Origin of the sequence: Caballeronia fortuita, from assembly GCF_001544835.2 — a bacterium.
GTDB lineage: Bacteria > Pseudomonadota > Gammaproteobacteria > Burkholderiales > Burkholderiaceae > Caballeronia > Caballeronia fortuita.
Map to the genome: position 1 here is coordinate 803,030 of NZ_FCNX02000001.1, position 24,471 is coordinate 827,500.

Consider the following 24,471-nt stretch of genomic DNA (forward strand, 5'->3'; position numbering starts at 1 on the left):
CGAAAGCGACAAACGCGCCTAGCTATTCGCCCATGCCTTCGCCGCATGGACCGCGCGTTGCCATCCGGAGAGACACGCGTCGATGGTCTGCTTCGGCATCGACGGCGTGAATCGCCGCTCCAGCTGCCATTGCGCCTTGAGTTCGTCGATGTCCTTCCAGTAGCCGACCGCGAGCCCCGCCAGATAAGCCGCGCCGAGCGCCGTGGTTTCCGCGATGCGCGGGCGCGCGACATCGACGCCAAGGATGTCGGCCTGAAACTGCATCAGCAGATCGTTCGCGCAGGCGCCGCCATCGACGCGCAATTCGCCGATACGCATGCCCGAGTCCGCTTCCATCGCCTTGAGGACGTCGAGCGATTGATAGGCGATCGAATCGAGCGCCGCCCGCGCGATATGCCCCGACGTGGTCCCGCGCGTGACGCCGAACAGCGTGCCGCGCGCGCGGGCGTTCCAGTGCGGCGCGCCAAGACCGGCGAATGCCGGCACGAAATAGACGCCGTCGCTGTGCGGCACGCCGCGCGCGAGCGTTTCGACCTCGCTCGCGCGCCGGATGATGCCGAGGCCGTCGCGCAGCCATTGCACGACCGCGCCCGCGATGAAGATGCTGCCTTCGAGCGCGTAGTCGACCCGGTCGCCGATCTGCCACGCGATCGTCGTGACGAGGTTGTTGCGCGATTCGATCGGCTTGCTGCCCGTATTCATGACGAGAAAACAGCCGGTGCCGTAGGTGTTCTTCACCATGCCCGACTCGGTGCACATCTGCCCGAAAAGCGCCGCGTGCTGATCGCCGGCAAGCGAGGCGAGGGGTACGCCGGCGGCGAACACGGCGCCTTGCGTGGTGCCGTACACCTCCGACGACGAGCGCACTTCGGGCAGCATGTTGCGGGGAACGTCGAGCGCGTCGAGCAGCTCGTCGTCCCAGCGCCGTTCATGAACGTTGAAGAGCATCGTGCGCGACGCGTTCGTGATGTCCGTGACGTGCATGCCGTGCCGCGTGAAATTCCACATGAGCCAGCTATCCACCGTGCCGAACGCGAGCCGCCCTTGCTTCGCCTTGTCGCGCGCGCCTTCGACGTTGTCGAGAATCCAGCGGATCTTCGTCGCGGAGAAGTAGGCGTCGATGGGAAGACCGGTCTTTGAGCGGACCATCGATTCCAGGCCGCGCGACTTGAGTTCATCGCAGAAGGGGGCGGTGCGGCGATCCTGCCAGACGATCGCGTTATAGACGGGCCGGCCGGTCTCGCGGTCCCAGACGATCGTGGTTTCGCGCTGATTCGTGACGCCGATCGCCGCGATGGATGCCGCGCTCGCGCCGGCGCGCGTGACGGCTTCCGCTGCAACGCCGGCCTGCGTCGACCAGATTTCCTGCGGATCGTGCTCGACCCAGCCCGCTTCGGGATAGATCTGCTGGAACTCCTTCTGCGCCATCGACACGATATTGCCGCTCCTGTCGAACAGCATGGCGCGCGAGCTGGTCGTGCCCTGGTCGAGCGCGAGAACGTACTGATCCTGCATGGTCTTCTCCGGTTCGGGCGGACGCCGGCGCTTCGGTGCGCGACAAGCGTGATCCGTTTGCGCAATCTAGCGGAGGCAGGCGGCGCGGACAACCTGGCCGAATGGCATAAGCCGCGCGCCATAATTCGCTCGACCGTCTATTTGGCTTATGCCAATCGGCCGAGTGGCGCGGCCCTTGCGTTCGTTCGATACTGGCGGCACGAAATCGATCGAAGGGTGAGTGCGATGCGAATGCTGTTGGTTTATGGTGCGCTGGGCGCGGCGTTGCTGGCGGGGTGCGTAGGCACGCCAAGTCTGGACGGAACGCTAGGTGCGCCGTCGTTCGATGCGCTGCAAGGTATGTGCGGAGCATCGCCAGTCGATTACGGCGCGGACGCGCAATCGGTCTACTCGGCTTTCTACGACGCTTACGTCGCCGAGCGGCGAGGCGGGCTGTCGCGGGAACGTTTCTGCGCGTTCCAGACATCGATTGCGGAGCAGTATCGCGCGTATCGGGCCAATCCCGGCCCCGAGGCGCGAAGCGCGTGGGCGAACTTCTTCCTGGATCAGCGCGCGCGGGCGCTGAGCTGGCGCGCGGCAGTCGACCCGACACTGCGTGCGGGCTGACGCTTCTTGACGGTAAACAAAGGAGAGGCGAATCGGACGCGGCTGCAGGCCGCGCCCCTGAGTCCTGCTGCGCGCGCTACGAGTAACGCTTGATAGCCTTGACGGTGGAATCGCCGGTGGCGGTGAGGCGCCATTGCTGGCGTCCGGACGCCAGATTTTCGAGTTGGACGAGTTGACGTTCGAGCAGAGCGTCGAGCTCTTCGCGTTCCATGTCGACCTGATTGGGCGCTTCCTGAACCAGTAGCAGCGTGGCAAATTCGTGCGGACTCAGCATTGTGTTCTCCATGACGACCGAACGGCATAAGCAGCCGGCTTTGTAAGCCGGATCTTTTTGCTTCGAAACGTTGTACGGGGAAACTCAAAAACCGCCGGGCAATCGCTTTGATTGTGTGCTGCGGATGCCGGGAATTGGGATTGTAGGCAAGCGTCTGACAAGTGCCAAATGCGCAACGAAAATTTTGGCTTTGACTTTTAGGCGGTGTGGAGGCGGTCCTTTGCGCGCGCAGATTCGTAGAAAATACCTGAGGTTCGTGCGGCGTCGCACACAAATATGGGACTACCTCGCAGACGCCTATTTATGTGTCGTGCTCATCAATTCATACAATAAATGAATTTGTTTTCGATTAAGCGGACAATGCAATATCGCTCTTTTGCCCGTTCAGCCCACAAAATCGTTCGGGACGCTCTGCCCGCCGGTACTTCGGACTTCATTCAATGACTCGCTTCAACTGGCAAAACCCCTATCCCACGCCGCGCCTGCCGGTGTTCGCCCGCAACATCGTTTCGACGTCTCATCCGCTCGCCGCCCAAGCCGGCTTGCGCATGCTGTGGAAGGGCGGCAATGCCGTCGATGCGGCCATTGCGGCGGCGGCGGCCATTACCGTCGTCGAGCCGGTGTCGTGCGGACTCGGCGGCGACGCCTTCGCGCTCGTGTGGGACGGCAAGAAGCTGCACGGTCTGAATGCATCGGGCGTGTCGCCGGCGGCGTGGAACGTCGACTATTTCCGGCGCAAATACGGCGAGGAGAACGGTCTCGCGCGTCAACCCAAGCGCGGTTGGGACGCGGTGACGGTGCCGGGCGTCATTGCCGGCTGGGAGGCGCTGCACGCGAAGTTCGGTTCGCTGCCGTTCGCCGATCTGATGGAACCCGCCATTGAGATCGCCGAGCGCGGTCACGCGGTGGCGAGCATCGTCGCGTACAAATGGGCGGCTGCGGTGCCGGAACTCAAGGACATGCCAGGTTTTGCGGATGTATTCATGCCGCGCGGACGCGCCCCGGAAGTGAGCGAGCTCGTGCGCTTTCCTGGCCACGCCAAGACGCTGCGCATGCTCGCGCAGCACGGCCCGCGCGCGTTCTACGAAGGCGAAACCGCAGAGCGTATCGCCGCGTTCGCGCGCGAGGGCGGTGCGGCACTGACCATGAACGATCTGCGCAACTACCGGGCGGACTGGGTCGAGCCAATCAGCAAGGACTATCGCGGCTACACGATGCACGAGATTCCGCCGAACGGACAGGGCATTGCCGCGCTGATCGCGCTCGGCATTCTCGACAAGTTCGATGTCAGCGCGCTGACCGTCGATCGCATCGAGTCGCAGCATCTGCAGATCGAGGCGATGAAGCTCGCTTTCGCCGATGTCTATCGCTATGTCGCCGATCCGCGCTCGATGGAAGTGACGCCCGAGCAGATGCTCGACGACGCTTATCTGACCGAGCGCGCGAAGCTCATCGATCCGAAGAAGGCGACGCAGTTCGACTTTGGCATGCCGAAGGCGGGCGGCACGATCTACATGTCGGTGGCGGACGAGCGCGGCATGATGGTGAGCTTCATCCAGTCGAACTACATGGGCTTTGGCTCGGGCGTGGTCGTGCCGGACACGGGCATTTCGCTGCAAAACCGTGGCTGCGGCTTCTCGATGGATCCGAAGTCCGCGAACGTGGTGGAAGGCGGCAAGCGTCCATTCCATACGATCATTCCGGCGTTCCTCACGCAGGAAGTCGACGGCACGCGCCAAGCCGTGATGAGCTTCGGCGTAATGGGCGGCGACATGCAGCCGCAAGGTCATCTGCAATCCATCGTGCGCATGCTCGACTACGGCCAGCAACCGCAGGCCGCGTGCGACGCGCCGCGCTGGAAGGTCAACCGTGACTTCACGATCGACATCGAAGCCACGCTCGATCCCGACACCGCGCGCGCGCTCGAGGGCCTCGGCCACACGATCAAGTCCGTGGACGATCCCTACATGGACTTCGGCTCGGGCCAGTACATCTGGAAGCTCGATCGCAACGATCCCGAACGCGGTTATGTTGCGGCGAGCGACAGCCGGCGCGACGGGCTCGCCGCCGGGTTCTAAGCCGCGCATAGGAGGCCGCCCGCCGGCAGCATCGGCAGGTCTCCGTTTCTGAACATCACACGCTTCCCATCGCCGCGATTTCGCAGGCGAGCGGGGTGCGTTCGCCCGCGCGCCGTCGCATCGGGCGGACATCACGACATGCAGGCGAAGGAGAAGCCATGAACGAACCGGTGTATCAAGACGCTGCGCCGACCCATGTGAAAGCGCCCGCGCCAGCGGCGGCGCCGTCGAAGGCGATGATCCGCCGCATCGTTTTCTCGTCATCGATCGGCAACGCGCTCGAGTGGTTCGATTTTCTCGTCTACGGTTATTTCGCGACGGTCATCGCGAAGGCGTTCTTCCCGTCGAACGACGAATGGCTCTCGACGATGCTCGCCATCGGCACGTTCGGCATCTCGTTTCTGATGCGCCCGCTCGGCGCGATCGTGCTCGGCATGTACGGCGACCGCAAAGGGCGCAAGGCCGCACTCACGCTCGCCATTTTGCTGATGATGGTCGGCACGCTCACGATGGCGGTGATGCCTTCGTATCAGCACATCGGCATCGCGGCGCCGCTGCTGATTCTCCTTGCGCGCCTCGTTCAGGGTTTCGCGGTCGGCGGCGAGTTCGGCAGCGCGACTGCGTTCATGGTCGAGCACAGTGCAGCGCGTCGCGGCTATTACGCAAGTTGGCAGTTCGCAAGCCAGGGGCTTGCCGCGATCATGGCCGCCGCGTTCGGTTCGGTTCTGAGCGCGTGGCTGCCGCAGCCGCAACTCGAAAGCTGGGCTGGCGCATACCGTTCGTCTTCGGTCTGCTCGTTGGGCCGGTTGGCTACTACATCCGCTCGCATCTGGGCGAAACGCCGGAATTCCTCGCGACACGTGCCGTCGCGAAGGCGAGCGCGTCCGCCGTCTCCTTCTCGAATCAATGGCTGAATCTCCTGCTTGCGGTGGGGATCGTCGCGCAGTCGACTGTCGGCGTGTACGTCTTGCAGCTCTACATGCCGCTGTACGCCGTGAAGCAACTGCATCTGCCGGCGACGGCATCGTTCGCCGTGGTGGTGCTCAACGGCGGACTTCAGTTCATCTTTTCGCCGTTGATGGGCGCGCTCTCGGACCGAGTCGGGCGCATTCGCATCATGCTCGGCACGTCGATCTTCATGGGAGTCACGATTTATCCGATGTTTGCGTGGTTGCAGGCGCATCCGACCGTCGCGTCGCTCGTCGTCCTTCAGTCAGTCGCGGGCATTCTCAAGGCAGCGTACTCTGGCCCGATGCCCGCGCTGATGTCCGAGATCTTCCCGACGCGCGTGCGCTCGACCGGCCTTTCGATCGGCTATGCGCTCGGCGTCACACTGTTCGGCGGGTTCGCCCCGACGATCGTCGAGGGCTTCATCCACGTCACCGGCGACAAGCTCGCGCCGAGCTATTACGTGTTGCTGGCCGCGGTGCTGTCCGGCATCTCTCTCGCGATCGTCGCGTGGCGTATGAGGGCTGCGCGGCACATGGCGTAACGTTGCGCCGGCAACGAAATTCGCGCGCAATAAGCGAGGCGGCTTCGACCGCCTTCTTGCATTTCTATCTTCCAAAAAGGCGTTCCGGCACATTCCATGCTGCATTGCACCGCCGCCTGCTTGCATCGACTCGTAAGAATTTGACGCGCACGGAACCGCCGCCTCGCGCGCGAGTCTGTCCCTAAGTCTGCAAACTCGTTGCAGGGCGGCTAAGATGGAAAAATCAAGCCGCTGATAATTGAAAGTCGAGGACGCCGGATTGAACCTCACGGCGTCGCCTGAACCTCGGCCATTTCTCGTTGGCCGTTGGCGCGTTCAGTCCAGCCCGGGAGCGCGATATATGCATACAGACAATACACATGTGATGCCTTGGCGCATCGAAGACATCGACCTTTCGCGGATCGATGTCCAGAAGGCCGCATCCAACGAGCATCTTCTCTTGTTGTTGTGCGCCTGCTCGTTCATCGAGAGCGGCACGGATCTCTATACGAGCAATCTCAGCAAGTATTTTCACGACGATCCCGAGATCTCCGCGTGGCTCAACAACGAATGGGAGCCCGAAGAGATGCAGCACGGCAGGGCGCTCAAAACCTATATCAATCACGTGTGGCCGGAGTTCGATTGGGACACCGCGTTCAGGAATTTCTTCGACGAATACTCGCTGACCTGTTCCTACGAGGAGTTCGAGAAGAAGCGCGCGCTCGAGATGGTGGCGCGCTGCGTCGTCGAGACGGGGACGGCCACGCTTTATCGCGCGATCAACGATTGCTCGGACGAGCCGGTGCTCAAAGAAATCACCGACAACATTCGTACGGACGAAGTGCGGCATTACAAGCACTTTTTCCACTTCTTCAAGAAGTGGAACAAGATCGAAGGCAATGGCCGTCTGGCCGTGCTCGGTGCGCTCGTGCGGCGCGTGGCGGAGTTGAAGAGCGAAGATTCGGAGATCGCGCTGCGGCACGTTTTCGCCATTCGTTATCCTGAGCGTGCGCAGGATGCCGGATACAACCGTGAACTTTCCGCGCGAGTGAACGCGCTCGTGCGACGCAATCTGTCGGCGGATCAGGCGATCAAGATGCTGCTCAAGCCGCTCGATCTGCCCGCGCGCATCCAGCCTGGCGTGCACTATCCGCTATCGAAGATGACGCAGTTGTTCTTCCGCTAACCTTGCTCGACGATGCCGGCGCAAAGCCGGCATTTTTCTATGACTCAGCCCAACGCGCCGCAGTCGTCGTTCGCTTCGCAATCTGTCTTCGACGAATGGCCGTCCGGACTGCGCGTCCGCTTCGACGGAACGCTCGCCGGCGACGATGACGGATTCACCGCGTCGCTATGCGCGGCGGACGATGCTCATCGCGTGCGAACCGCGCTGTTGAGCGCGGGCGAACTGTTCGCGCCGGATGCGCGCACGCTCGCCTTCGCGTTGTGGCCGTCGTCGCGGACGGCGCGTGCCGTCGTCGCATCCGGACGCGCTACCCTCGCCTTTGTGTTCGACGCCGCGTTCTATCAAGTGCATCTGAACGTGCGCCGCGTGCCGCTCGACGGCGTGCCGCTCGCGTGCTTCGTCGGCGCGATCGAGAGCGGGGAAGTGCAGCGGGTGGAATATGCGCGACTCACGAGCGGAATCGCCTTCGAACTGACCGATGCGCAGCCGGCGCTCGCGCGATGGCGTGAGCAGATCGGCTGGCTGAAGCGGGCGGCGAGCGCCGCCGCCTGAATTACAAGCAACGCAACATCGAACGCAACGACGCGGGCATCAACGGCTGCGATCGCCCGAACGCAGCGCGTCGCGCCGTCCGCCGAGCAGTGCGCCGGGATTGCCGCCCGGCTTGCGCGAATTTGCGACATGACCCGCCTGGGCCGGCTCCTGCCGACGCGGCGCCGAACCCGCGTTCGCGTTCGGCTTGTTGTGATTACGCGCTTCGCGTGAAGGCTGGGCACCGCCGTTGTTCGCAGCGTTACCCGACTTGACCGGTTTGGCCGGCCGCGCGCCGCGCGCCTCGCCGGCCGGACGGCCGCCTTCGCGACGCGCTTCCCCGCTGGAGCGTCCTTCGCCGTTCCGCGGATTCTGGCGGCCCTGGCTCTGGCCTTGTCCCTGACCACGTCCCTGGCTGCGGCGCTGGATCGGCTCCGGCTTCGCGTTCGGATCGGGCTCGAAGCCGACGATCACTTCGCGCGGAATCGGCCGCTTGATCAGGCGTTCGATGTCCTTCAGCAATTGATGCTCGTCCACGCAGACGAGCGACACCGCTTCGCCTTCCGCGCCCGCGCGCCCCGTGCGGCCGATCCGATGCACGTAATCTTCCGGCACGTTCGGCAGATCGAAGTTGACGACGTGCGGCAGTTGATCGATGTCGATGCCGCGCGCCGCGATATCGGTCGCGACCAGCACCTGCAGCGTTTCCGCCTTGAATTCGCTCAGCGCGCGTGTGCGGGCCGACTGGCTCTTGTTGCCGTGAATCGCGAGTGCGCTGATGCCGTCCTTCGTCAACTGCTCGGCGAGACGGTTTGCGCCGTGCTTTGTGCGCGTGAACACGAGCACCTGGAACCAGTTGTTGCCGCGAATCAGATGCGTGAGCAGTTCGCGCTTGCGATCGCGATCGACCGGATGAATCTTCTGGTCGACCGTTTCGGCCGTCGTATTGCGGCGCGCGACTTCGATCAGCGCGGGCGAATCGAGCAGGCTGTCGGCGAGCGCCTTGATTTCGTCGGAGAACGTGGCCGAGAAGAGCAGGTTCTGGCGCTTGGCGGGCAGACGCGCGAGCACGCGCTTGATGTCATGGATGAAGCCCATGTCGAGCATGCGGTCGGCTTCGTCGAGCACGAGAATTTCGAGCTGCGAAACGTCGATCGTCTTTTGCTGCATGTGATCGAGCAGGCGGCCCGGGGTCGCGACGACGATATCGACGCCGCGCTTCAACGCGTCGATCTGCGGATTGATGCCGACGCCGCCGAACATCACCGTCGACTTGAGCTTCAGATACTTGCCGTATGCACGCACGCTTTCTTCGACTTGCGCGGCGAGTTCGCGCGTCGGCGTGAGGATCAGCGCGCGCACCGGACGCTTCGCGCCGCCCGTGGCGGGCGCGAGTTGCGACAGGCGCTGCAGGATCGGCAGCGTGAAGCCGGCGGTTTTGCCCGTGCCGGTCTGCGCGCCCGCGAGCAGGTCGCCGCCCTTGAGAACGGCGGGAATCGCCTGGAGCTGGATCGGGGTAGGGCTGGAATAGCCGAGTTCGTTGACGGCGCGAAGCAGAGGTTCGGACAGGCCGAGTGAATCGAAAGACATAGATTGGCTACTTATTCGTTGTGTCGAACGGCGCGCATGCGAATCAGGGCTGCGGCGAATCCAGGTTCGTCCGGCAGAGCGCATGTGCATCGCTCGAAGAAAAATCGGGCGGCGGGCCTGGCGCGATCAGTGGAATCAACGATCGCGCGGCGTTGCCGCGAGGTTCGACGTGCTATCAAGACACGTCATCTGGCGCTAAGTTGCATCGATGGACACTTCGACGCGGGCGGCGCCCGTTTCAGTCCGCGCTCACGCGACATAGCGCGCAACGCTCACGAACTGGCACAGGCTGCCTGCGAGCACGAACAGATGCCAGATGCCATGTCCGTGCCGGATGCGCTCGTCGTTGATGAAAAACCAGATGCCGGCGGTGTACACGACACCGCCCGCCACCAGCCACGCGGTGCCCGCGGGCGGCAGCGCCGTCACGAGTGGATGAATGGCTACGAGCGCGAGCCAGCCCATCAACACGTACAGCACCATCGAAACGCTGCGGGTTCGGCGCCCGAGCGTCAGCTCCTGCGTGATGCCGAGCACCGCGAGTCCCCAGCTCACGCCGAAGAGCGACCAGCCCCAGGGACCACGCAAGGTCACCAGTGTATACGGCGTGTAGCTGCCGGCGATCAACAAGTAGATAGCCGAGTGATCGCACTTCTGCAGTATCGCTTTCAGGCGCGGCGTGCGCGCCCAGTGATACAGCGTCGAGATGATGTAGAGCGCGCAGAGCATCGCGCCGTACACCGCGAAACTGACGACCTTGTACGCGTCGCCGTCCAGCGCGCCCATCGTGACGAGCGCCGCGAGCCCCGCCACCGACAGCAGCGCGCCGATCAGATGGCTGATGCTGTTGAAACGCTCACCTACGTGCATGACTCAGTTCGACTCACCAAAAGACAAGGGGCGCGGCCACGAAGGCTGCGCCCCATACGCGTATTGTACGCTGTCTCGGTGAATGACCTATGAAGCCATTAATCGAGCGGCGCCGAACGCAGGTTGCTCACCTGTTGCGGCGACACCGGCGTGCCGTGGTTGCCCCACGACATACGGATGTACGTCACGACTGCCGCGACTTCCGTATCCGACAGCGACTGCGCGAAAGGCGGCATGCCGTGAGGCATCGGGTTGCCTTCCGTACTCGGCGGATAGCCGCCGTTGAGCGTCATGCGGATCGGGTTGACGGCCGACGGCATCTGGATCGACTGGTTGTTGGCGAGCGGCGGATACGCCGGCGGCTTGCCGAGACCGTTTTCCTGATGGCACTTCGCGCAGTTTTCGGTGTAGACCTTCTTGCCGAGCGTGAGCAGTTCGCCGCCGAATTTCTCCGACGTCTCCAGCTGCATGACTTCCGGCGCTTCCTTCTTCTGCGGGATCGACTTGAGATACGTGGACATCGCGTTGATGTCCGCGTCGGTCATGTATTGCAGGCTGTTGTGGACGACTTCGGCCATCGGACCGAACACCGCGCCGCGCTGCGATACGCCGGTCTTCAGCAGATCGTTGATGTCCTTGATGTCCCAGTCGCCGAGACCGGCTTCCTTGTTCGACGTCAGCGACGGCGCGTACCAGTTCTGCAGCGGGATCAGGCCGCCGGCGAAGGCCGCCGAGCTGACCGGGCCGCCCATCGCATTGATCGACGTATGGCACATCGCGCAGTGGCCGAGGCCTTCGACGAGATACGCGCCGCGGTTCCATTCGACCGACTTGGTCGGATCCGGCTTGTACTCGCCTTCCGAGAAGAACAGCGTGCGCCAGCCGATCAGCAGGTTGCGGTTGTTGAACGGGAAGCGCAGTTCATGCGGACGGCTCGGTTCGGAGACCGGCGGGACCGAGCGCAGATACGCGTAGATCGCGTCCGAGTCGGCGCGCGTGACCTTCGTATAGCTCGTGAACGGGAAGCCCGGATAGAGCAGCGAACCGTCCTTCGAGCGGCCCGTGTGCATCGCGCGATAGAAGTCGTCGGAAGTCCACTTGCCGATGCCGTATTGGTCGTCCGGCGTAATGTTCGGCGTGAACATCGTGCCGAACGGCGTGGCCATCGGCAGGCCGCCCGCGAATTGCTTGCCGCCGCGCACCGTGTGGCACGCGATACAGTCGCCGGCGCGCGCGAGATATTCGCCTTGTTTGACGAGCGCGGCTTTGTCGGCGGGCGTCGCCGCGATGGCGCCGCCCGAATGCAGGTTGTCGCCGCCCGACCAGAGGACAGCGCCGGCTGCGACGGCTGCCACCACGACAGCCGAGGAAAGTGCGAACAGGGACTTGCGTTTCATTGTGTTGTCGCTCCAGACGCCTTATTGCGGTTCGCTGCCGCACTTGAGCGGCATCTTCAACGAGCCAGCGGGCGCGGGCACCGGGTTGGCGGGTGCTTGTTGCGTGGACAGCCAGGCGGCGACGGCGGTCACGTCGTCATCCGTCAGGCGCGAGGCGATCTGCTGCATGCAATCGGGCGCTTTCGCGTGACGCGTGCCCGACTTCCATGCGCCGACTTGCGCGCTGATGTAGTCCGAATGCAGGCCGACGAGACCCGGAATGGCCGGCTGCATGCCGGTCAGACCCTTGCCGTGACAGGCCGCGCACGCGGGAATGTTCTTCGATGCATCGCCGTTCAGCACGATCTGCTGGCCGCGCGCGAGCGTCGTTGCCGACACGTTCGACTTCACGGGCGTCGGATACGGCGGACGCTGATTCGAGAAGTACGTCGCGATCTGATGAAGGTAGTCGTCCGAGAGATACGTGACGAGGTAGTTCATCGGCGGGTACTTGCGCCGGCCTTCGCGAAAATTCTGGAGCTGGTTGTACAGATAGTCGGCAGGCTTGCCGGCAAGACGCGGGAAGTAATCGTTGTCCGTGCCTTCACCGTGAACGCCGTGGCACGCCGTGCAGCCTTGCACGCGCGCGGCCATCGTGTCCGGTGCGATCGGCTGGTTCTGCGCCTGCGCGGCGGAGCTGAAAACGCCAGCGCTGCCTACCAGAGCCGAGGCAAAAGCCATAGCGAGCAGCGGGCGAAAAATGCGTCTTGAAAACACGCGACACTCCATGAAATTCGGGGACCTGCCGAGCTTCGTGCGGCTCGGTGCGAAGGTGGCGAACCACGGCCACGCAGGGGGCGGTGGGTGGCGGACCACGGCCACAGCGGCTCGACGAGCCTCTGATGCGACGCGGCATTCTATCATCGATGCATGATGATGACTATTTGACACAATCTCGCTCTAAGTCCCGCTGCAGCGCATTCGCGACAATTTGCCGCGCGGCTCTTGACCGCTCGAGGTGAACTTCTCAAGCGCGCATGGCGCATTGCGTTTCGACAAATCGTCGAATTGTTGAAGACGCCTCGAAATGTGCTTCATGCAGTTTCGGAAGCGGCCGGCAAAAATTCAAGGCGTTTCGATGACGTTCGATGCTGTGCTGCACCGTCGACGTCGTTTAGACTCCGCACACTCTCTTCCCTTAGCAATGCGCTTGCCGCGCTGCGGCCGGTTCCGCAAGATGAACGACGATTCTTTCTGGCTGGCTCAAACCGTCTTTGCGGCGCTCGCCGATCTCGCTTTCGCCTGCGCGCTCGGCGCTTCTTTGCTCGACGGCTGGCTGTCGCGCGAACAGGCGTTCGCGGCCCCATCGCCCGCGCGGCGTGGCTGGAGGCGCGCCGCACGTGTTTCGTTGGGCGCGGCGGTGGCGCTCGTCGTGTGCAACTTCGTATCGCTGTGGCTGCTTTCCGCGTCGATGAGCGGTGCGCCGTTCATGCAGGCGGGCCAATCGTTGCGGCTCGTCGCCACGGGCACGCACGCGGGCATCGGCTGGTCGGTGGCGTGTGCGGGGAGCGTGTTGTTGCTGCTCGCGTCGCTGGGGGGCGGCGCGCTATCGACGTGGCGAATCGGGATCGCGATCCTCGCCGCACTGATGGTCGCGGCGGGCAAATCCGCCGTCGGACATGCGGCCGATGCGGGCGCGTTCTCGCTCGCCGAAGTGGTTCAGACGCTGCACCTGCTCGCGACGGCGGCGTGGGGCGGCATGGTCATCGCGGGTGCGATCGTCTTGCCGGCGCTCGATACGTCGACGGCGCGGTCGCCTTTGATCCGCACGGTGGCGCGCATGTCGCGCGCGTCATCGGCAGCGGTCGCGTTCGTCGTGCTGACGGGCGTGTTCAACGCGTGGCGCGGCATCGGCGGATCGCCCGCTGTGTTGAGCGCGAGCACGTGGGGCCATGCGCTGATCGTGAAACTCGTGCTGGTCGCGGCCGCGCTCGCGCTCGGCGCGCTCAATCGCTGGTCGGCGTTGCCGCGCTTGCGCCGCTCGACATCGACGATGGACGCCCACAGGGTCATCAACGTGATGCGTGTCGAAGCACTGGCGATGGCGGGCGTGTTCGCAGCGGCGGCCGTGCTGTCGCACAGCGTGCCGGGGTCGTCGCTCGGCGGATGAAAACGCGGCGCGGCCTACTCGTAGCCGAGCCGGTGACTGACGATCGGCGCGCAGAAAAGCGCCACCGCGCAGCCGACGATCTTTCCCTGGAGTTCGACGAACGCCGTGTGCGAATCGCCGCTCAAGATCACTTCGAGCAATTGCGGCAGGCAAAACACAAGCGCCGCGCCGATGAACCAGCGCGTCACCGCCGCGATGCGCCAGCCGTGCTGCGCGCCGATGCCGGCGGCCACGACGCGCGCCACGCCCAGCGCGACGAGCGATCCCACGGCGAGTTGCGCGCGGACGTATTCATCGGGAAGGGCGTGCCACATGATCGTTCTCGCTTTTCTTTTGGTGATTTTCGCCAAGCGTAGGCGCAAGAAACTCGCCAGTATGTACGAGAAAACGCAGATCGTGCGCGCCGGAAAACAAAAACCCGGCCGAGGCCGGGCTGCAATCAGAACGTGTGCTCCGGTCCCGGAAAACTGCCGTCCTTCACCGCGCGCACATAGGCTTCGACCGCCGCGAAGATGCTCGGCTGCCCTTGCATGAAATCCTTGACGAAGCGCGGACGCTTGCCGTGGAAGACGCCGAGCATGTCGTGCAGCACGAGCACTTGCCCCGAACAGTCGATGCCCGCGCCGATGCCGATGGTCGGGATCGCGAGCGCCTCGGTGACTTCGCGTGCGAGCAAGGTCGGCACGGCTTCGATCACGAGGAGTTGCGCGCCCGCGTCCTGCAACGCGATGGCGTCGCGCTTCATTTGCCCGGCCGCCGCTTCTGACTTGCCCTGCACCTTGAACCCGCCGAACGCATGCACCGATTGCGGCGTGAGCCCGACGTGTCCGCACACCGGAATCGAACGCTCGACGAGAAAGCGCACCGTTTCCGCGAGCCATTCGCCGCCTTCGATCTTCACCATCTGCGCGCCGGCGCGCATCAGTTGCACGGCGTTCGCGTAGGCGTCTTCCTTCGAGCCGATCGTGCCGAACGGCATGTCCGCGACGATCAGCGCGCTGCGATTGCCGCGCGCGACCGATGCCGTGTGATACGCGATGTCGGCGAGCGTCACGGGCAGTGTCGTGTTGTGTCCTTGAAGCACGTTGCCGAGGGAATCGCCGATCAGCAACACGTCGACGCCCGCGCGTTCGAGCAGCGCGCCGAAGCTCGCGTCGTAGCACGTGAGCATCGCGATGCGCTCGCCGGCTTCGCGCATGGCCTGGAGCTTCGGGACGGTGATCGTCGCGCGATTCGTTTCCTGCAGATACGTCATGATCGTTTCACGAAAAGAGAGCGTGGTCGGCCCGCGAGCTCAGGCCGATACGCCTTTGACAAAGAATTCCTTGCGCCCGCGCATGGCCCCGATGCGCTCGATCAGAAGCGCGAGGTCGTCGTCGGAGGCAAGCGGGTTCAGGTGCTCCGCGTTCACCGTGAGCAGCGGCGTCGCGTCGTAGTGATAGAAGAACTCGTTATAAGCATCGCAGAGCGCGCGCAGATACGAATCGGAGATTTGCAGCTCCATCGGCAACGCGCGTTTCTGGATGCGCGAGAAGAGCACTTCGGGGCTCGCCTGCAGATAGATGACGAGATCGGGCGCGGGACCGCTCGCATGAATGCGCGAGGCGATGTCCCTGTAGAGCTGGAACTCGTCGTCGGGCAGCGTGAGGCGCGCGAAGAGCTCGCTCTTTTGCGTGACGAAGTCGGTCATGAGCGTGGCGCCGCCCGTTGCCATGTCGGCGGCCTGCTGTGCCTGCGCGGCGCGTTGCAGCGCAAAGCTCAGTTGCGTGGCGAGCGCGTGACGCGTGGTGTCACGATAGAAGCGTTCGAGAAACGGGTTGTCCTGCGGGCGCTCGAAAAGCGTCTGCATCGACCAGCGTTCGGCGAGCAAGGTCGCGAGCGTGGTCTTGCCGACGCCGATCGGTCCTTCGATTGCGATGTAACGATGCGGCGGCCGCAGTTGCGGCGCGGTGACGGTGAGTGGCGGAACGCTCATCGGCAGTCTGTCTTGGTGGAAGGGCCGGCGGTCGCGTCCGTGCCGCGCTGCGCCGCGACCATGCACTGGCAGCTCGCAACCTGCTCGATGCGCTGATCGGCGACTTGCGCGATGAACGCATCCGCGCGTCCGCGTTGCGGAAGAATGAGATCCGGCTCGAGTTCGAGGAGCGGCACGAGGACGAACGCGCGCTCGGTCATGCGCGGATGCGGCACGACGAGATCCGCTTCGTCGATGCTCGATGCACCATAGAGCAGGATGTCGAGATCGAGCGTGCGCGGCGCATTGCGATACGGCCGCTCGCGCCCGAACTGCAACTCGATGTGATGACACAGACGCAACAGCGCGCGCGCGGGCAGGCTCGTCTCGAGCTTGACGACGCAGTTGAAATAATCGTCGCCCGACGAGTCGATCGGGGCGGTGCGATACACGCTCGATTTCGCGAGCACGGTGATCGTGTGCTGCTGGGCGAGACACACGACGGCGTCTTTCAGGGTCTGGCGCGCATCGCCGAGATTCGCCCCCAGGCCCAGATAAGCAATCGTCATGGCAGAAGTCCTACGCGTGGGTCACAGCGAAAAGCGGGCAAAGCGGGATTGATCTTCGCCGCTTTTCGCTACTGTAACCAAATCCGGCGTTACTCGTCGGCGGCTTCGCGCTCGTTCGCGTCGCCTTCGCTGCTGCGTGCGGCGTCGTTCTCTTGCGCGCCCGGCTCGCCCGAACGGCGCTTCGCGTTGCTGCGGCGGCGCCGCTTCTTCGGCGCATTGCGTTCCTTGCCGCCTTGCGAGAGAAGCGATTCGCGTTCGGCATGATCGCCGTCGATGAAGTCGCTCCACCATTGACCGATGGCCGCATCGAGCTCGCCCGATTCGCAACGCAGCAGCAGGAAATCATACCCCGCTCTGAACCTTTGGTGTTCCAGCAGCTTGAGCGCGCTGCGGCCGCGCTTTTCCAGCCGGTGCTGAAGACCCCAGATCTCACGCATGTCCGACGAGTAGCGCTTGTGGATCGCAAGCTTTTCCGTCTGCATGTCGAGGACGTCGTCCATCGCGCGATGCAACGCGGGCACCGGATATTCGCCGTTCGCCGTGTATTGCTGCCAGCGCGTCTGCACGTCGTGCCATAGCAGCGTGGCGAAGAGAAAGCCTGGCGACACGCCCTTGCCGGCGCGTACGCGCTCGTCGGTGCTCGTAAGCGCGAGCGTGACGAACTTCTCTCCGTGCGGCTGTTCGAGCACGACATCGAGCAAAGGCAGCACACCGTGATGCAAGCCTTCCTGACGCAGCCGCGTGAGACACGCGAGCGCGTGGCCGGAGAGCAGCAGCTTCAACATTTCGTCGAAGAGACGCGCGGCCGGCACGTTGTTCATCAGGTCGGCGAGATCCTTGATCGGCGCGCGCGTGGCTTCATCGATCTCGAAGCCGAGCTTCGCCGCGAAGCGCACGACGCGCAGCATGCGCACCGGATCTTCGCGATAACGCGTGGCCGGATCGCCGATCATGCGCAGCAGGCGCGCGCGGATGTCGGCCATGCCGTCGTGATAATCCAGCACGGTTTGCGTGGCCGGATCGTAGTACATCGCGTTGATGGTGAAGTCGCGGCGCGTGGCGTCTTCGTGCTGCTCGCCCCATACGTTGTCGCGCAGCACGCGGCCGCTCGCATCGACGGCGTGCGTGCGCGCATCGAGCTCGCCGCGCTTCAGACGCCGCGGCGGCTCGGCGGACGGTTCCGGCGGCGCATCCATGAGCGCGCGGAACGTCGATGTCTCGATGATCTCCTGCCCGAACTGCACGTGCACGATCTGAAAGCGCCGCCCGATGATGCGCGCGCGGCGAAAGAGCTTTTGCACCTGGTCCGGCGTGGCGTCGGTGGCGACGTCGAAATCCTTGGGCGCGACGCCGAGCAGCAGATCGCGCACCGCGCCGCCGACGATGAACGCGCGATGCCCCGCCTGTTGCAGGCCGTCGGTCACGCGGATCGCGTTCTTCGAGATCAGCGACGGATCGATGCCGTGGATCTCCGAGGACAGGATGACGGGCACGTTCGGGTCGCGCTTCACGGGCGCGGCGGCTTTCTTGCGGGTGCTCTTGCGCGCCGGTTTCGGCGCGGTGTCGGACGCAGCGGCGGGGACGTCGTTGCCTTCGTCGGCAGAGGCGCTTTCCTGCCCGAACAGCTTGCGGATGAGTTTTTTAATCACGTGTGTCGAACAGGTTCAGGATGCGCCAGCCTTTGGCTTGCGCATGCGCGCGCAGGGTGTCGTCGGGATTGGTCGCGATGGGATCCGTGACGCGCTCGAGCAGCGGGATGTCGTTGTGCGAATCGCTATAGAAATAGCTGTGCTTGAAGTCGTCGAGCTTCTTGCCGATCGACGCGAGCCATTGCTCGACGCGCACGATCTTGCCTTCGCGATAGCTCGGCGTGCCGGTCGGCCGGCCGGTGAGCGCGCCGTGCGGATGATCGCCGACGGTTTCGACTTCGCAGGCGATCAGCGTTTCGATGCCGAAGGCTTCCGCGATCGGCGCGGTGATGAACGCGTTGGTCGCGGTGACGAGGCAGCAGAGATCGCCGTTGTCCTGATGCTCGCGCACGAGCGTGACGGCGGCCGGCACGATGCGCGGGTTGATCACCTCGCGCATGAATTGCGCGTGCCAGTCGGTGAGCTGCTCGCGTGAGTACTTCGCGAGCGGCGCGAGCATGGCGTGCAGATACGCGTTGATATCGAGCACGCCCGCCTTGTAATCGGCATAGAAGGCGTCGTTCTGACGCGCGAAGCTATCCGCGTCGACGATGCCGAGCTTCACCATGAAGCGGCCCCATTCGTGGTCGCTGTCGGTGGGAATGAGCGTGTGGTCGAGATCGAAGAGGGCGAGGTTCATGGGTGCGCATTCTACTTGAAGCGGGTCGGATCGTTGTCCGGCGCGGACGGCGCGGACGGCGCGGACGGCGCGGACGGGGCGGACGGGGCGGACGGGGCGGACGGGGCGGATCCCAGGCGCGACGGTTGGCCGGGCGTTTCTTCCTGCGCCGATACCGGAACGAGCGTCGCGGCGCGGCCGGTCTGCTGCAGCATCGTGCGCAGCAGCGCGCGTGTCACCGCGCGCTTTTGTTCGAGCGAGAAGCGGTCGAGTTCGTCGAGCAGCGCCATGAGGCTCGGCATGTCGCGGCGAAAGTGCGTGAGCAGATAGCCGGGCACGTCTTCGGCGAGCACGATGCCGCGTTCGCGCGCCGCGTGTTTCAGCACCGATGCCTTCGCTTCGTCCGACAGCGGCTGAAGATGGAACACGAGGCCCCAGCCGAGGCGCGTGCGCAGGTCTTCGCGCACCGTGAGCGCGAGCGGCGCGTCGTTGCCGGTCGCGACGAGCGCACTCGACGGATACGCGCGCACTTCGTTGAAGAGATTGAACAGGCCGATCTGCTGCGCGGGCGAAAGACGGTCGCAATCGTCGACGGCATAGAGCGTCACGCGCGGATCGAAGCCGAACGCGTTGAGCGCGCTTTGCGGGCTCAGATAGCGCGCATGGCCGCTCGCCTCGTGCGTGAGCGCCTGCAGCAGGTGGCTGCGGCCGCTACCCGGCTCGCCCCAGACGTAGAACGTGCGGTCGGCGACGGGCCCGGCCGCGAGCGCGCCTTCGAGCTCACGCAGCCGCGCGATCAGTTCGTGATTGCCGGCGGCGAAAAAGTTGTCGAAGGTGGCGGGCGGCGGCGTGCCCAGATCGAGCGTCAGTTGGCGTTGCACGGGAGATCGGTGTCGTCGGGCGTTGCGTCGGGCGTATCTTGAAAACGGTCGGATGAGCGGCGGGGAATCGCGCAAAGCCGCGGCGGAGCGCCTTGTGCACCAATGGCTCGGGCGGTTTTCGGATCGCCTTCGATCTCGAAAAGGGCACCTTCGCGGATTCTGGCATGCGCGGGAAAATCCGCCTGGCCGACCGTCGCGGGGTCATCATCGGGTAAAATCGCATTTTACCGACCTTCGAGCGCTTCCCTCCATGAATCAACCGAAATCCGCCCCGAATTCCACTGATTCGGCCCAAGGTTTGTCGTATCGCGACGCGGGCGTGGACATCGACGCGGGCGACGCGCTCGTCGACCGGATCAAGCCGTTTGCCAAGAAAACGTTGCGCGACGGCGTGCTGGGCGGGATCGGCGGATTCGGCGCGCTCTTCGAGGTGCCGAAGAAGTACAAGGAGCCGGTGCTCGTGTCGGGCACGGACGGCGTCGGCACGAAGCTGCGCCTCGCGTTCACGCTGAACCGGCATGACACGGTCGGCCAGGATCTGGTCGCGATGAGCGTCAACGACATTCTCGTGCAAGGCGCCGAGCCGCTCTTTTTCCTGGATTACTTCGCGTGCGGCAAGCTGGATGTCGACACGGCGGCGGACGTCGTGAAGGGCATCGCGACGGGCTGCGAACTCGCGGGCTGCGCGCTGATCGGCGGCGAGACGGCTGAAATGCCGGGCATGTATCCGGACGGCGAGTACGATCTCGCGGGCTTCGCGGTCGGCGCGGTGGAAAAGAGCGAAATCATCGACGGCAGCACGATCAAGCCGGGCGATGTCGTGCTGGGGCTGGCTTCGAGCGGCATTCATTCGAACGGCTATTCGCTGGTGCGCAAGATCATCGAGCGCGCGAATCCGGACCTGGACGCCGATTTCGACGGCCGCTCGCTCGCCGACGCATTGATGGCGCCCACGCGCATCTATGTAAAGCCGCTGCTTTCCGCGATGCAGAGCATCACGGTGAAGGGCATGGCGCACATCACGGGCGGCGGGCTCGTCGAAAATATTCCGCGCGTGCTGCGCGAAGGGCTGACGGCGGAGCTGGATCATCGCGCGTGGCCGCTGCCGCCGCTGTTCGCGTGGCTGCAGAAGCACGGCGGCGTCGCGGATGCGGAGATGCATCGCGTGTTCAATTGCGGTATCGGCATGGCGGTGATCGTCGCGGCGGAAGACGCCGATGCGGCGACCGGCCTGCTGTCGGGCGCGGGCGAGCAGGTGTGGAAGATCGGTGTCGTGCGCGACAGTAAGGAAGGCGAGGCGCAGACGGTAGTGGTTTGAGCGTTCCCGGTTGCTTCGTGCAGAAAGGGGAAAACCCTCGCGGTGGCGCGAGGGTTTTTTGTTTTTGGGGCGTCAGATCGACTGGTTTGCGTTGCCGCCGCAATGCGGTGATAACTGGCGTACGAGTTCTGGAAGCGCGGTTTTGACCGTCTCCCAGACGATGTCGAGATTGGTTTCGAAGTAACCGTGCGTCATGCGGTTGCGCATGCCGCGCAGCTTTCTCCACGGCACATCCGGGTTGGCTGCGGCGAACGCGGGAAACTCGTTCTCGATTTGAACCGCTGCTTCCCCGATGATGATCAGATTCAGAATGACGGCCTGTTGAATCATGCGGGAATTCGTGAAATCGGATTTATCGACATTCTCGACGTATCCGAACGCAGTTTCCGACGCATCCAGCATGTGTTCGATATAGTCGCCGAGGCGTAGCTGTCGCTGTTTCGCGTTCATAGCGCGCGTGCCTCGCCGAGCACTTCGTATCGGAATTTCGACGGCAAGTCCTGCGGCGTCACGACATCGACCGATATGCCAAGCAGACCTTCGAGCTCGACCTGAATCGCGCCGAGATCGAGCAACGTCGCGCCTGGTAGTGCGTCAACGAGGAGATCGAGATCGCTGGTGTCGTCGTCATCTCCATGCAGCACTGAGCCGAAGACGCGTGCGTTCGCCGCGCGATTGGCCTCGACGATACGGCGAATGTCCTCGCGGTGAGCGAGCAGGACAGCGGATGGTTTGGTCATGTCTTGAACAGGTCGTCGTGAATCGCGGCAACACGCATCAATCATAGCGCGATAATCCGCTCGACCGCCGCCACCGCCCGCTCCGTCGCATCCCGCGCGCAGCAATCCACCACGATTCGCTCCGGCATCGCCCGCAGCCACGTCAACTGGCGCTTGCACAACTGCCGCGTCGCGAAGATGCCTTTGTCGCGCATCTCGTCGTAGCGCGTCGCGCCGTCGAGATACTCCCACGCTTGCCGATAGCCGACGCAACGCATCGACGGCATCGACAGATCCAGATCGCCGCGCGCACGCAGCGCCCTTACTTCGTCGATAAAACCGTGTGCGAGCATCGCATCGAAACGCGCGGCGATGCGCGCGTGCAGCACCGCGCGATCCGACGGCTCCAGCGCGATCGGCACGAAGCGATACGGCGTATCCGCTTCCTGAGCGCGGGGCGCGGCAAGCAGCGCGGACATGGGCTGGCCGGACAGCATGAATATTTCGAGCGCGCGCTGAATGCGCTGCGAATCGTTCGGCGCGAGGCGCGCGGCGGTTTGCGGATCGATCGCCGCGAGGCGCGCATGCAGCGCGGGCCAGCCGTCGCGGGCGGCGTCGGCATCGAGCGTGGCGCGCACGTCGGCATCGGCGGTCGGCAGATCGTTCAGCCCTTGCGTCAGCGCCTTGTAGTACAGCATCGTGCCGCCGACCAGCAACGGCACGTTCCCGCGCGCGACGATCTCACCGACGAGCCGCAGCGCATCGGCTCGAAACTGCGCGGCGGAATAGGTGTCGGCGGGATCGATGATGTCGATCAGATGATGCGGCGCCGCCGCGCGTTCTTCCGCGTTCGGCTTGGCCGTGCCGATATCCATCTCGCGATACACCAGCGCCGAATCCACGCTGACGATCTCGACCGGATGCCGCGCCGCGAACGCCAGCGCCGCCGCCGTTTTTCCCGATGCGGTCGGCCCGAGCAGGCACGCCACGGGCAAGGCTGAAGCGCTCATTGGCCGCGCATGAAAAGGCGGTCGAGATCGGCGAGCGTGAGCTGATACCACGTCGGCCGGCCGTGATTGCACTGATCGGCGCGCTCGGTCGCTTCCATCTGGCGCAGAAGCGCGTTCATTTCGTCGAGCGTGAGGCGCCGATTCGCGCGCACCGCGTTGTGACACGCGAGCGTGCCGAGCAGTTCGTGCTGACGCTCGGTGAGCACGCGCGAGCCGCCGTAGGCGTGCAGATCGGCGAGCACGGCGCGCGCGAGCGATTGCAGATCCGCGTCTTTCAGCAAGGCGGGCACGGCGCGGATCGCGATCGATGTCGGCGACAGCACCGCGAGATCGAAGCCGAGCGCATCGAGCGTCTCGCGCTCTTCCTCGACGATGCCGATCTCGACAGGCTCCGCCGTCATCGATACGGGAATCAGGAGCGGCTGCACCGCGATCGCGCGATCGGCGAGCGCGTGCTTGAACTGCTCGTAGAGAATGCGCTCGTGCGCGGCGTGCATGTCGACGATCACGAGACCATGCGCGTTCTGCGCGAGCACATAGATGCCGTGGATCTGCCCGACGGCGAAGCCCAGCGGCTGTTCGTCGGCGTAATCGAGCGCGCTGTCGTTCGCCATCAGCGGCGCGGAAGGCGTCTGCGTCGGCGTGGGATAAGCCGCCCCGGAGGAAGCGGACGCGCCGGCATCCTTGCGGCCGAACAGCGCGTCATAGAGCGCGAGCGGCTGCGCGACGGGCAGCGTGCCCTGCGTCATGCGCGACTGGCGCATCCAGTTGGTGCCGTTTTCGCTCTTCAACGTGAGCGAATCCGGCGTGCCCGAAAACGGCTTCGCGCTGAACGATGCCGGCCCGGTCGGCTGCAATTGCGCCGCGTGCCCGCCCGCCGTGGTCTCCGGTGACGCGCCGGCATGCCGCGCCAGCGCACGCTGCACGGCGTGAAACACGTATTGATGAATCGAGCGCGAATCGCGAAAGCGCACTTCTATCTTCGACGGATGCACGTTCACATCGACGGATTCGGGCGGCAGATCGAGAAACAGCACGTACGCCGGATAGCGATTGCCATGCAGCACGTCTTCATACGCGGCGCGCACGGCGTGCGTGAGCAGCTTGTCGCGCACGAAACGGCCGTTCACGAAGAAATACTGCTGATCGGCGCGGCCGCGGCTCGCCGTCGGCAAGCCGGCGCAACCGTAGACGGCAAGCGGCCCGGCGCGCTCGTCGAGCGGCAGATGCGCGGTTTCGAAGACCTCGCCGAGAATCTTCGCGACGCGCGTCTGCGGGTCGCTCGCGTTCCAGTGCTCGACGGCTTTGCCGTTGTGCATCACCGAAATCGCGACGTCGGGCCGTGCGAGCGCCGTGCGCCGGATGACGTCGAGGCAATGACCGAGTTCAGTCTGCTCGCTCTTCAGGAACTTGCGGCGCGCGGGCGTGTTGAAGTACAGCTCGCGCACTTCCATCGTCGTGCCGACGGTGCCCGCGGCCGGCGAGATCGCGCCGGTCTGCGCGTCGATGCGCGTCGCGTGCGCGCAGCTCTCGGTGCGGCTCGTGATGAACAATTCGGCGACCGACGCGATCGACGCGATCGCCTCGCCGCGAAATCCGAGCGTCGCGACGGCTTCGAGTTCCGCGAGCGAGCGGATCTTGCTCGTCGCATGGCGCAGGAGCGCGAGCGGCAATTCGCCGGGCGGGATGCCGCAGCCGTCGTCGGCGACCACGATGCGTTTCACGCCGCCTTCGTCGAGCGTGATGCGCAGCGTCGTCGCGCCGGCGTCGAGTGCGTTTTCCAGCAGTTCCTTGACGACCGACGCGGGCCGCTCCACCACTTCGCCAGCGGCGATCTGGCTGATGAGCTGGTCGGGCAGCTGCGCGATGGCGCGCGAACGGCGCACGGCATCGGCTGTCAAAGCGCCAGCGGAGGTTTCGTTGAGGTCGGACATGGCGAAATTATAACGATTCGCAACGTGGCGTCTTTTTTGCCGCCCGGGGATCGCCCGCATCCGTCCATGCCCGCCAACACGTCGCGCGATGGCGTTTCGAGACCGCTTTTTT

Annotated in this window: 23 protein-coding genes and 1 pseudogene; 7 read left to right on the plus strand and 17 right to left on the minus strand. The window is 64.5% G+C overall.

Going from position 1 to position 24,471, the window contains the following annotated elements; all coding sequences use genetic code 11:
* Positions 1 to 18 precede the first annotated feature (18 nt).
* The gene (glpK, locus tag AWB77_RS03745; protein WP_061132990.1) at positions 19 to 1,515 is read right to left on the minus strand and encodes a glycerol kinase GlpK; all 1,497 of its coding nucleotides are present in this window, start codon (positions 1,513 to 1,515) and stop codon (positions 19 to 21) included.
* A gap of 225 nt (positions 1,516 to 1,740) precedes the next feature.
* Here glpK and AWB77_RS03750 point away from each other — a divergent pair, with 225 nt between their 5' ends.
* The gene (locus AWB77_RS03750) at positions 1,741 to 2,121 is read left to right on the plus strand and encodes a hypothetical protein (RefSeq protein ID WP_061132991.1); all 381 of its coding nucleotides are present in this window, start codon (positions 1,741 to 1,743) and stop codon (positions 2,119 to 2,121) included.
* Positions 2,122 to 2,197: 76 nt separating this feature from the next.
* Here the strand turns inward: AWB77_RS03750 and AWB77_RS03755 are convergent, their stop codons facing one another.
* A complete protein-coding gene (locus AWB77_RS03755; protein WP_061133163.1) occupies positions 2,198 to 2,395 on the minus strand; it encodes a hypothetical protein in 198 nt (65 codons plus the stop codon).
* 440 nt (positions 2,396 to 2,835) lie between these two features.
* Between AWB77_RS03755 and ggt the strand changes: the two genes are divergently transcribed.
* The 4 genes and pseudogenes from ggt (at position 2,836) to AWB77_RS03775 (ending at position 7,682) form a co-directional block, all read left to right on the plus strand.
* Positions 2,836 to 4,473, plus strand: coding sequence for a gamma-glutamyltransferase (ggt, locus tag AWB77_RS03760; RefSeq protein WP_061132992.1), 1,638 nt, complete (start codon positions 2,836 to 2,838; stop codon positions 4,471 to 4,473).
* Positions 4,474 to 4,631: 158 nt separating this feature from the next.
* A pseudogene (locus AWB77_RS03765) lies at positions 4,632 to 5,965 on the plus strand (MFS transporter).
* Positions 5,966 to 6,305: 340 nt separating this feature from the next.
* A complete protein-coding gene (locus AWB77_RS03770; protein WP_061132993.1) occupies positions 6,306 to 7,130 on the plus strand; it encodes a ferritin-like domain-containing protein in 825 nt (274 codons plus the stop codon).
* Positions 7,131 to 7,169: 39 nt separating this feature from the next.
* Positions 7,170 to 7,682, plus strand: a complete 513-nt coding sequence (locus AWB77_RS03775) for a hypothetical protein (protein ID WP_061132994.1) — start codon at positions 7,170 to 7,172, stop codon at positions 7,680 to 7,682.
* 39 nt (positions 7,683 to 7,721) lie between these two features.
* Here AWB77_RS03775 and AWB77_RS03780 read toward each other — a convergent pair whose 3' ends face one another.
* From AWB77_RS03780 to AWB77_RS03795, 4 genes are all read right to left on the minus strand, one after another.
* Positions 7,722 to 9,251 carry a DEAD/DEAH box helicase gene (locus AWB77_RS03780; protein ID WP_061132995.1) on the minus strand — a complete coding sequence of 510 codons (1,530 nt, stop codon included), beginning with the start codon at positions 9,249 to 9,251 and terminating at the stop codon, positions 7,722 to 7,724.
* Positions 9,252 to 9,500: 249 nt separating this feature from the next.
* Positions 9,501 to 10,121, minus strand: coding sequence for a PAQR family membrane homeostasis protein TrhA (gene trhA / locus AWB77_RS03785; protein ID WP_061132996.1), 621 nt, complete (start codon positions 10,119 to 10,121; stop codon positions 9,501 to 9,503).
* Positions 10,122 to 10,219: 98 nt separating this feature from the next.
* Positions 10,220 to 11,518, minus strand: coding sequence for a c-type cytochrome (locus AWB77_RS03790; protein ID WP_061132997.1), 1,299 nt, complete (start codon positions 11,516 to 11,518; stop codon positions 10,220 to 10,222).
* Between the two features lie 21 nt (positions 11,519 to 11,539).
* Positions 11,540 to 12,286 carry a c-type cytochrome gene (locus AWB77_RS03795; protein ID WP_061132998.1) on the minus strand — a complete coding sequence of 249 codons (747 nt, stop codon included), beginning with the start codon at positions 12,284 to 12,286 and terminating at the stop codon, positions 11,540 to 11,542.
* 448 nt (positions 12,287 to 12,734) lie between these two features.
* Here AWB77_RS03795 and AWB77_RS03800 point away from each other — a divergent pair, with 448 nt between their 5' ends.
* Complete coding sequence (locus AWB77_RS03800; RefSeq protein ID WP_061133164.1) at positions 12,735 to 13,667, plus strand: CopD family protein; 933 nt, start codon at positions 12,735 to 12,737, stop codon at positions 13,665 to 13,667.
* 14 nt (positions 13,668 to 13,681) lie between these two features.
* Here AWB77_RS03800 and AWB77_RS03805 read toward each other — a convergent pair whose 3' ends face one another.
* The 7 genes from AWB77_RS03805 to hda all read right to left on the minus strand — a co-directional run bounded on the left by AWB77_RS03805 (position 13,682) and on the right by hda (position 19,378).
* Positions 13,682 to 13,981 (minus strand): hypothetical protein, encoded by a 300-nt coding sequence (locus tag AWB77_RS03805; RefSeq protein ID WP_061132999.1) that lies wholly within the window; start codon positions 13,979 to 13,981, stop codon positions 13,682 to 13,684.
* Positions 13,982 to 14,106: 125 nt separating this feature from the next.
* Positions 14,107 to 14,922 (minus strand): 3-methyl-2-oxobutanoate hydroxymethyltransferase, encoded by an 816-nt coding sequence (gene panB / locus AWB77_RS03810; RefSeq protein WP_061133000.1) that lies wholly within the window; start codon positions 14,920 to 14,922, stop codon positions 14,107 to 14,109.
* A 39-nt stretch (positions 14,923 to 14,961) separates the two neighbouring features.
* Entirely contained in the window at positions 14,962 to 15,642 is a 681-nt protein-coding gene (locus tag AWB77_RS03815; protein WP_061133001.1) for a deoxynucleoside kinase, read from the minus strand.
* Positions 15,639 to 16,190 (minus strand): 2-amino-4-hydroxy-6-hydroxymethyldihydropteridine diphosphokinase, encoded by a 552-nt coding sequence (gene folK, locus AWB77_RS03820; protein WP_061133002.1) that lies wholly within the window; start codon positions 16,188 to 16,190, stop codon positions 15,639 to 15,641. The genes AWB77_RS03815 and folK overlap by 4 nt, the downstream gene beginning before the upstream one ends.
* Before the next feature lie 89 nt (positions 16,191 to 16,279).
* On the minus strand, positions 16,280 to 17,839 hold the full coding sequence (gene pcnB / locus AWB77_RS03825; RefSeq protein WP_061133003.1) for a polynucleotide adenylyltransferase PcnB: 1,560 nt from the start codon (positions 17,837 to 17,839) through the stop codon (positions 16,280 to 16,282).
* Complete coding sequence (locus AWB77_RS03830; protein WP_061133004.1) at positions 17,832 to 18,518, minus strand: histidinol-phosphatase; 687 nt, start codon at positions 18,516 to 18,518, stop codon at positions 17,832 to 17,834. The genes pcnB and AWB77_RS03830 overlap by 8 nt, the downstream gene beginning before the upstream one ends.
* A gap of 11 nt (positions 18,519 to 18,529) precedes the next feature.
* Entirely contained in the window at positions 18,530 to 19,378 is an 849-nt protein-coding gene (gene hda, locus AWB77_RS03835; RefSeq protein WP_061133005.1) for a DnaA regulatory inactivator Hda, read from the minus strand.
* Between the two features lie 250 nt (positions 19,379 to 19,628).
* On the opposite strand from hda, the gene purM reads away from it, so the two are divergent.
* Positions 19,629 to 20,696: a phosphoribosylformylglycinamidine cyclo-ligase gene (gene purM / locus AWB77_RS03840; protein WP_061133006.1), complete on the plus strand. Its 1,068-nt coding sequence runs from the start codon at positions 19,629 to 19,631 to the stop codon at positions 20,694 to 20,696.
* A 72-nt stretch (positions 20,697 to 20,768) separates the two neighbouring features.
* On the opposite strand, the gene AWB77_RS03845 is transcribed toward purM, so the two are convergent.
* Genes AWB77_RS03845 through mutL form a run of 4 tightly spaced genes read right to left on the minus strand, consistent with a single transcriptional unit; the run spans position 20,769 to position 24,359 of the window.
* Entirely contained in the window at positions 20,769 to 21,146 is a 378-nt protein-coding gene (locus tag AWB77_RS03845; RefSeq protein WP_061133007.1) for a HepT-like ribonuclease domain-containing protein, read from the minus strand.
* Positions 21,143 to 21,436, minus strand: a complete 294-nt coding sequence (locus tag AWB77_RS03850; protein ID WP_061133008.1) for a nucleotidyltransferase family protein — start codon at positions 21,434 to 21,436, stop codon at positions 21,143 to 21,145. The genes AWB77_RS03845 and AWB77_RS03850 overlap by 4 nt, the downstream gene beginning before the upstream one ends.
* 41 nt (positions 21,437 to 21,477) lie before the next feature.
* Positions 21,478 to 22,425, minus strand: a complete 948-nt coding sequence (gene miaA / locus AWB77_RS03855; RefSeq protein ID WP_061133009.1) for a tRNA (adenosine(37)-N6)-dimethylallyltransferase MiaA — start codon at positions 22,423 to 22,425, stop codon at positions 21,478 to 21,480.
* Complete coding sequence (gene mutL / locus AWB77_RS03860; RefSeq protein WP_061133010.1) at positions 22,422 to 24,359, minus strand: DNA mismatch repair endonuclease MutL; 1,938 nt, start codon at positions 24,357 to 24,359, stop codon at positions 22,422 to 22,424. Before mutL ends, miaA begins: the two co-directional genes overlap by 4 nt.
* Between the last annotated feature and the right edge of the window lie 112 nt (positions 24,360 to 24,471).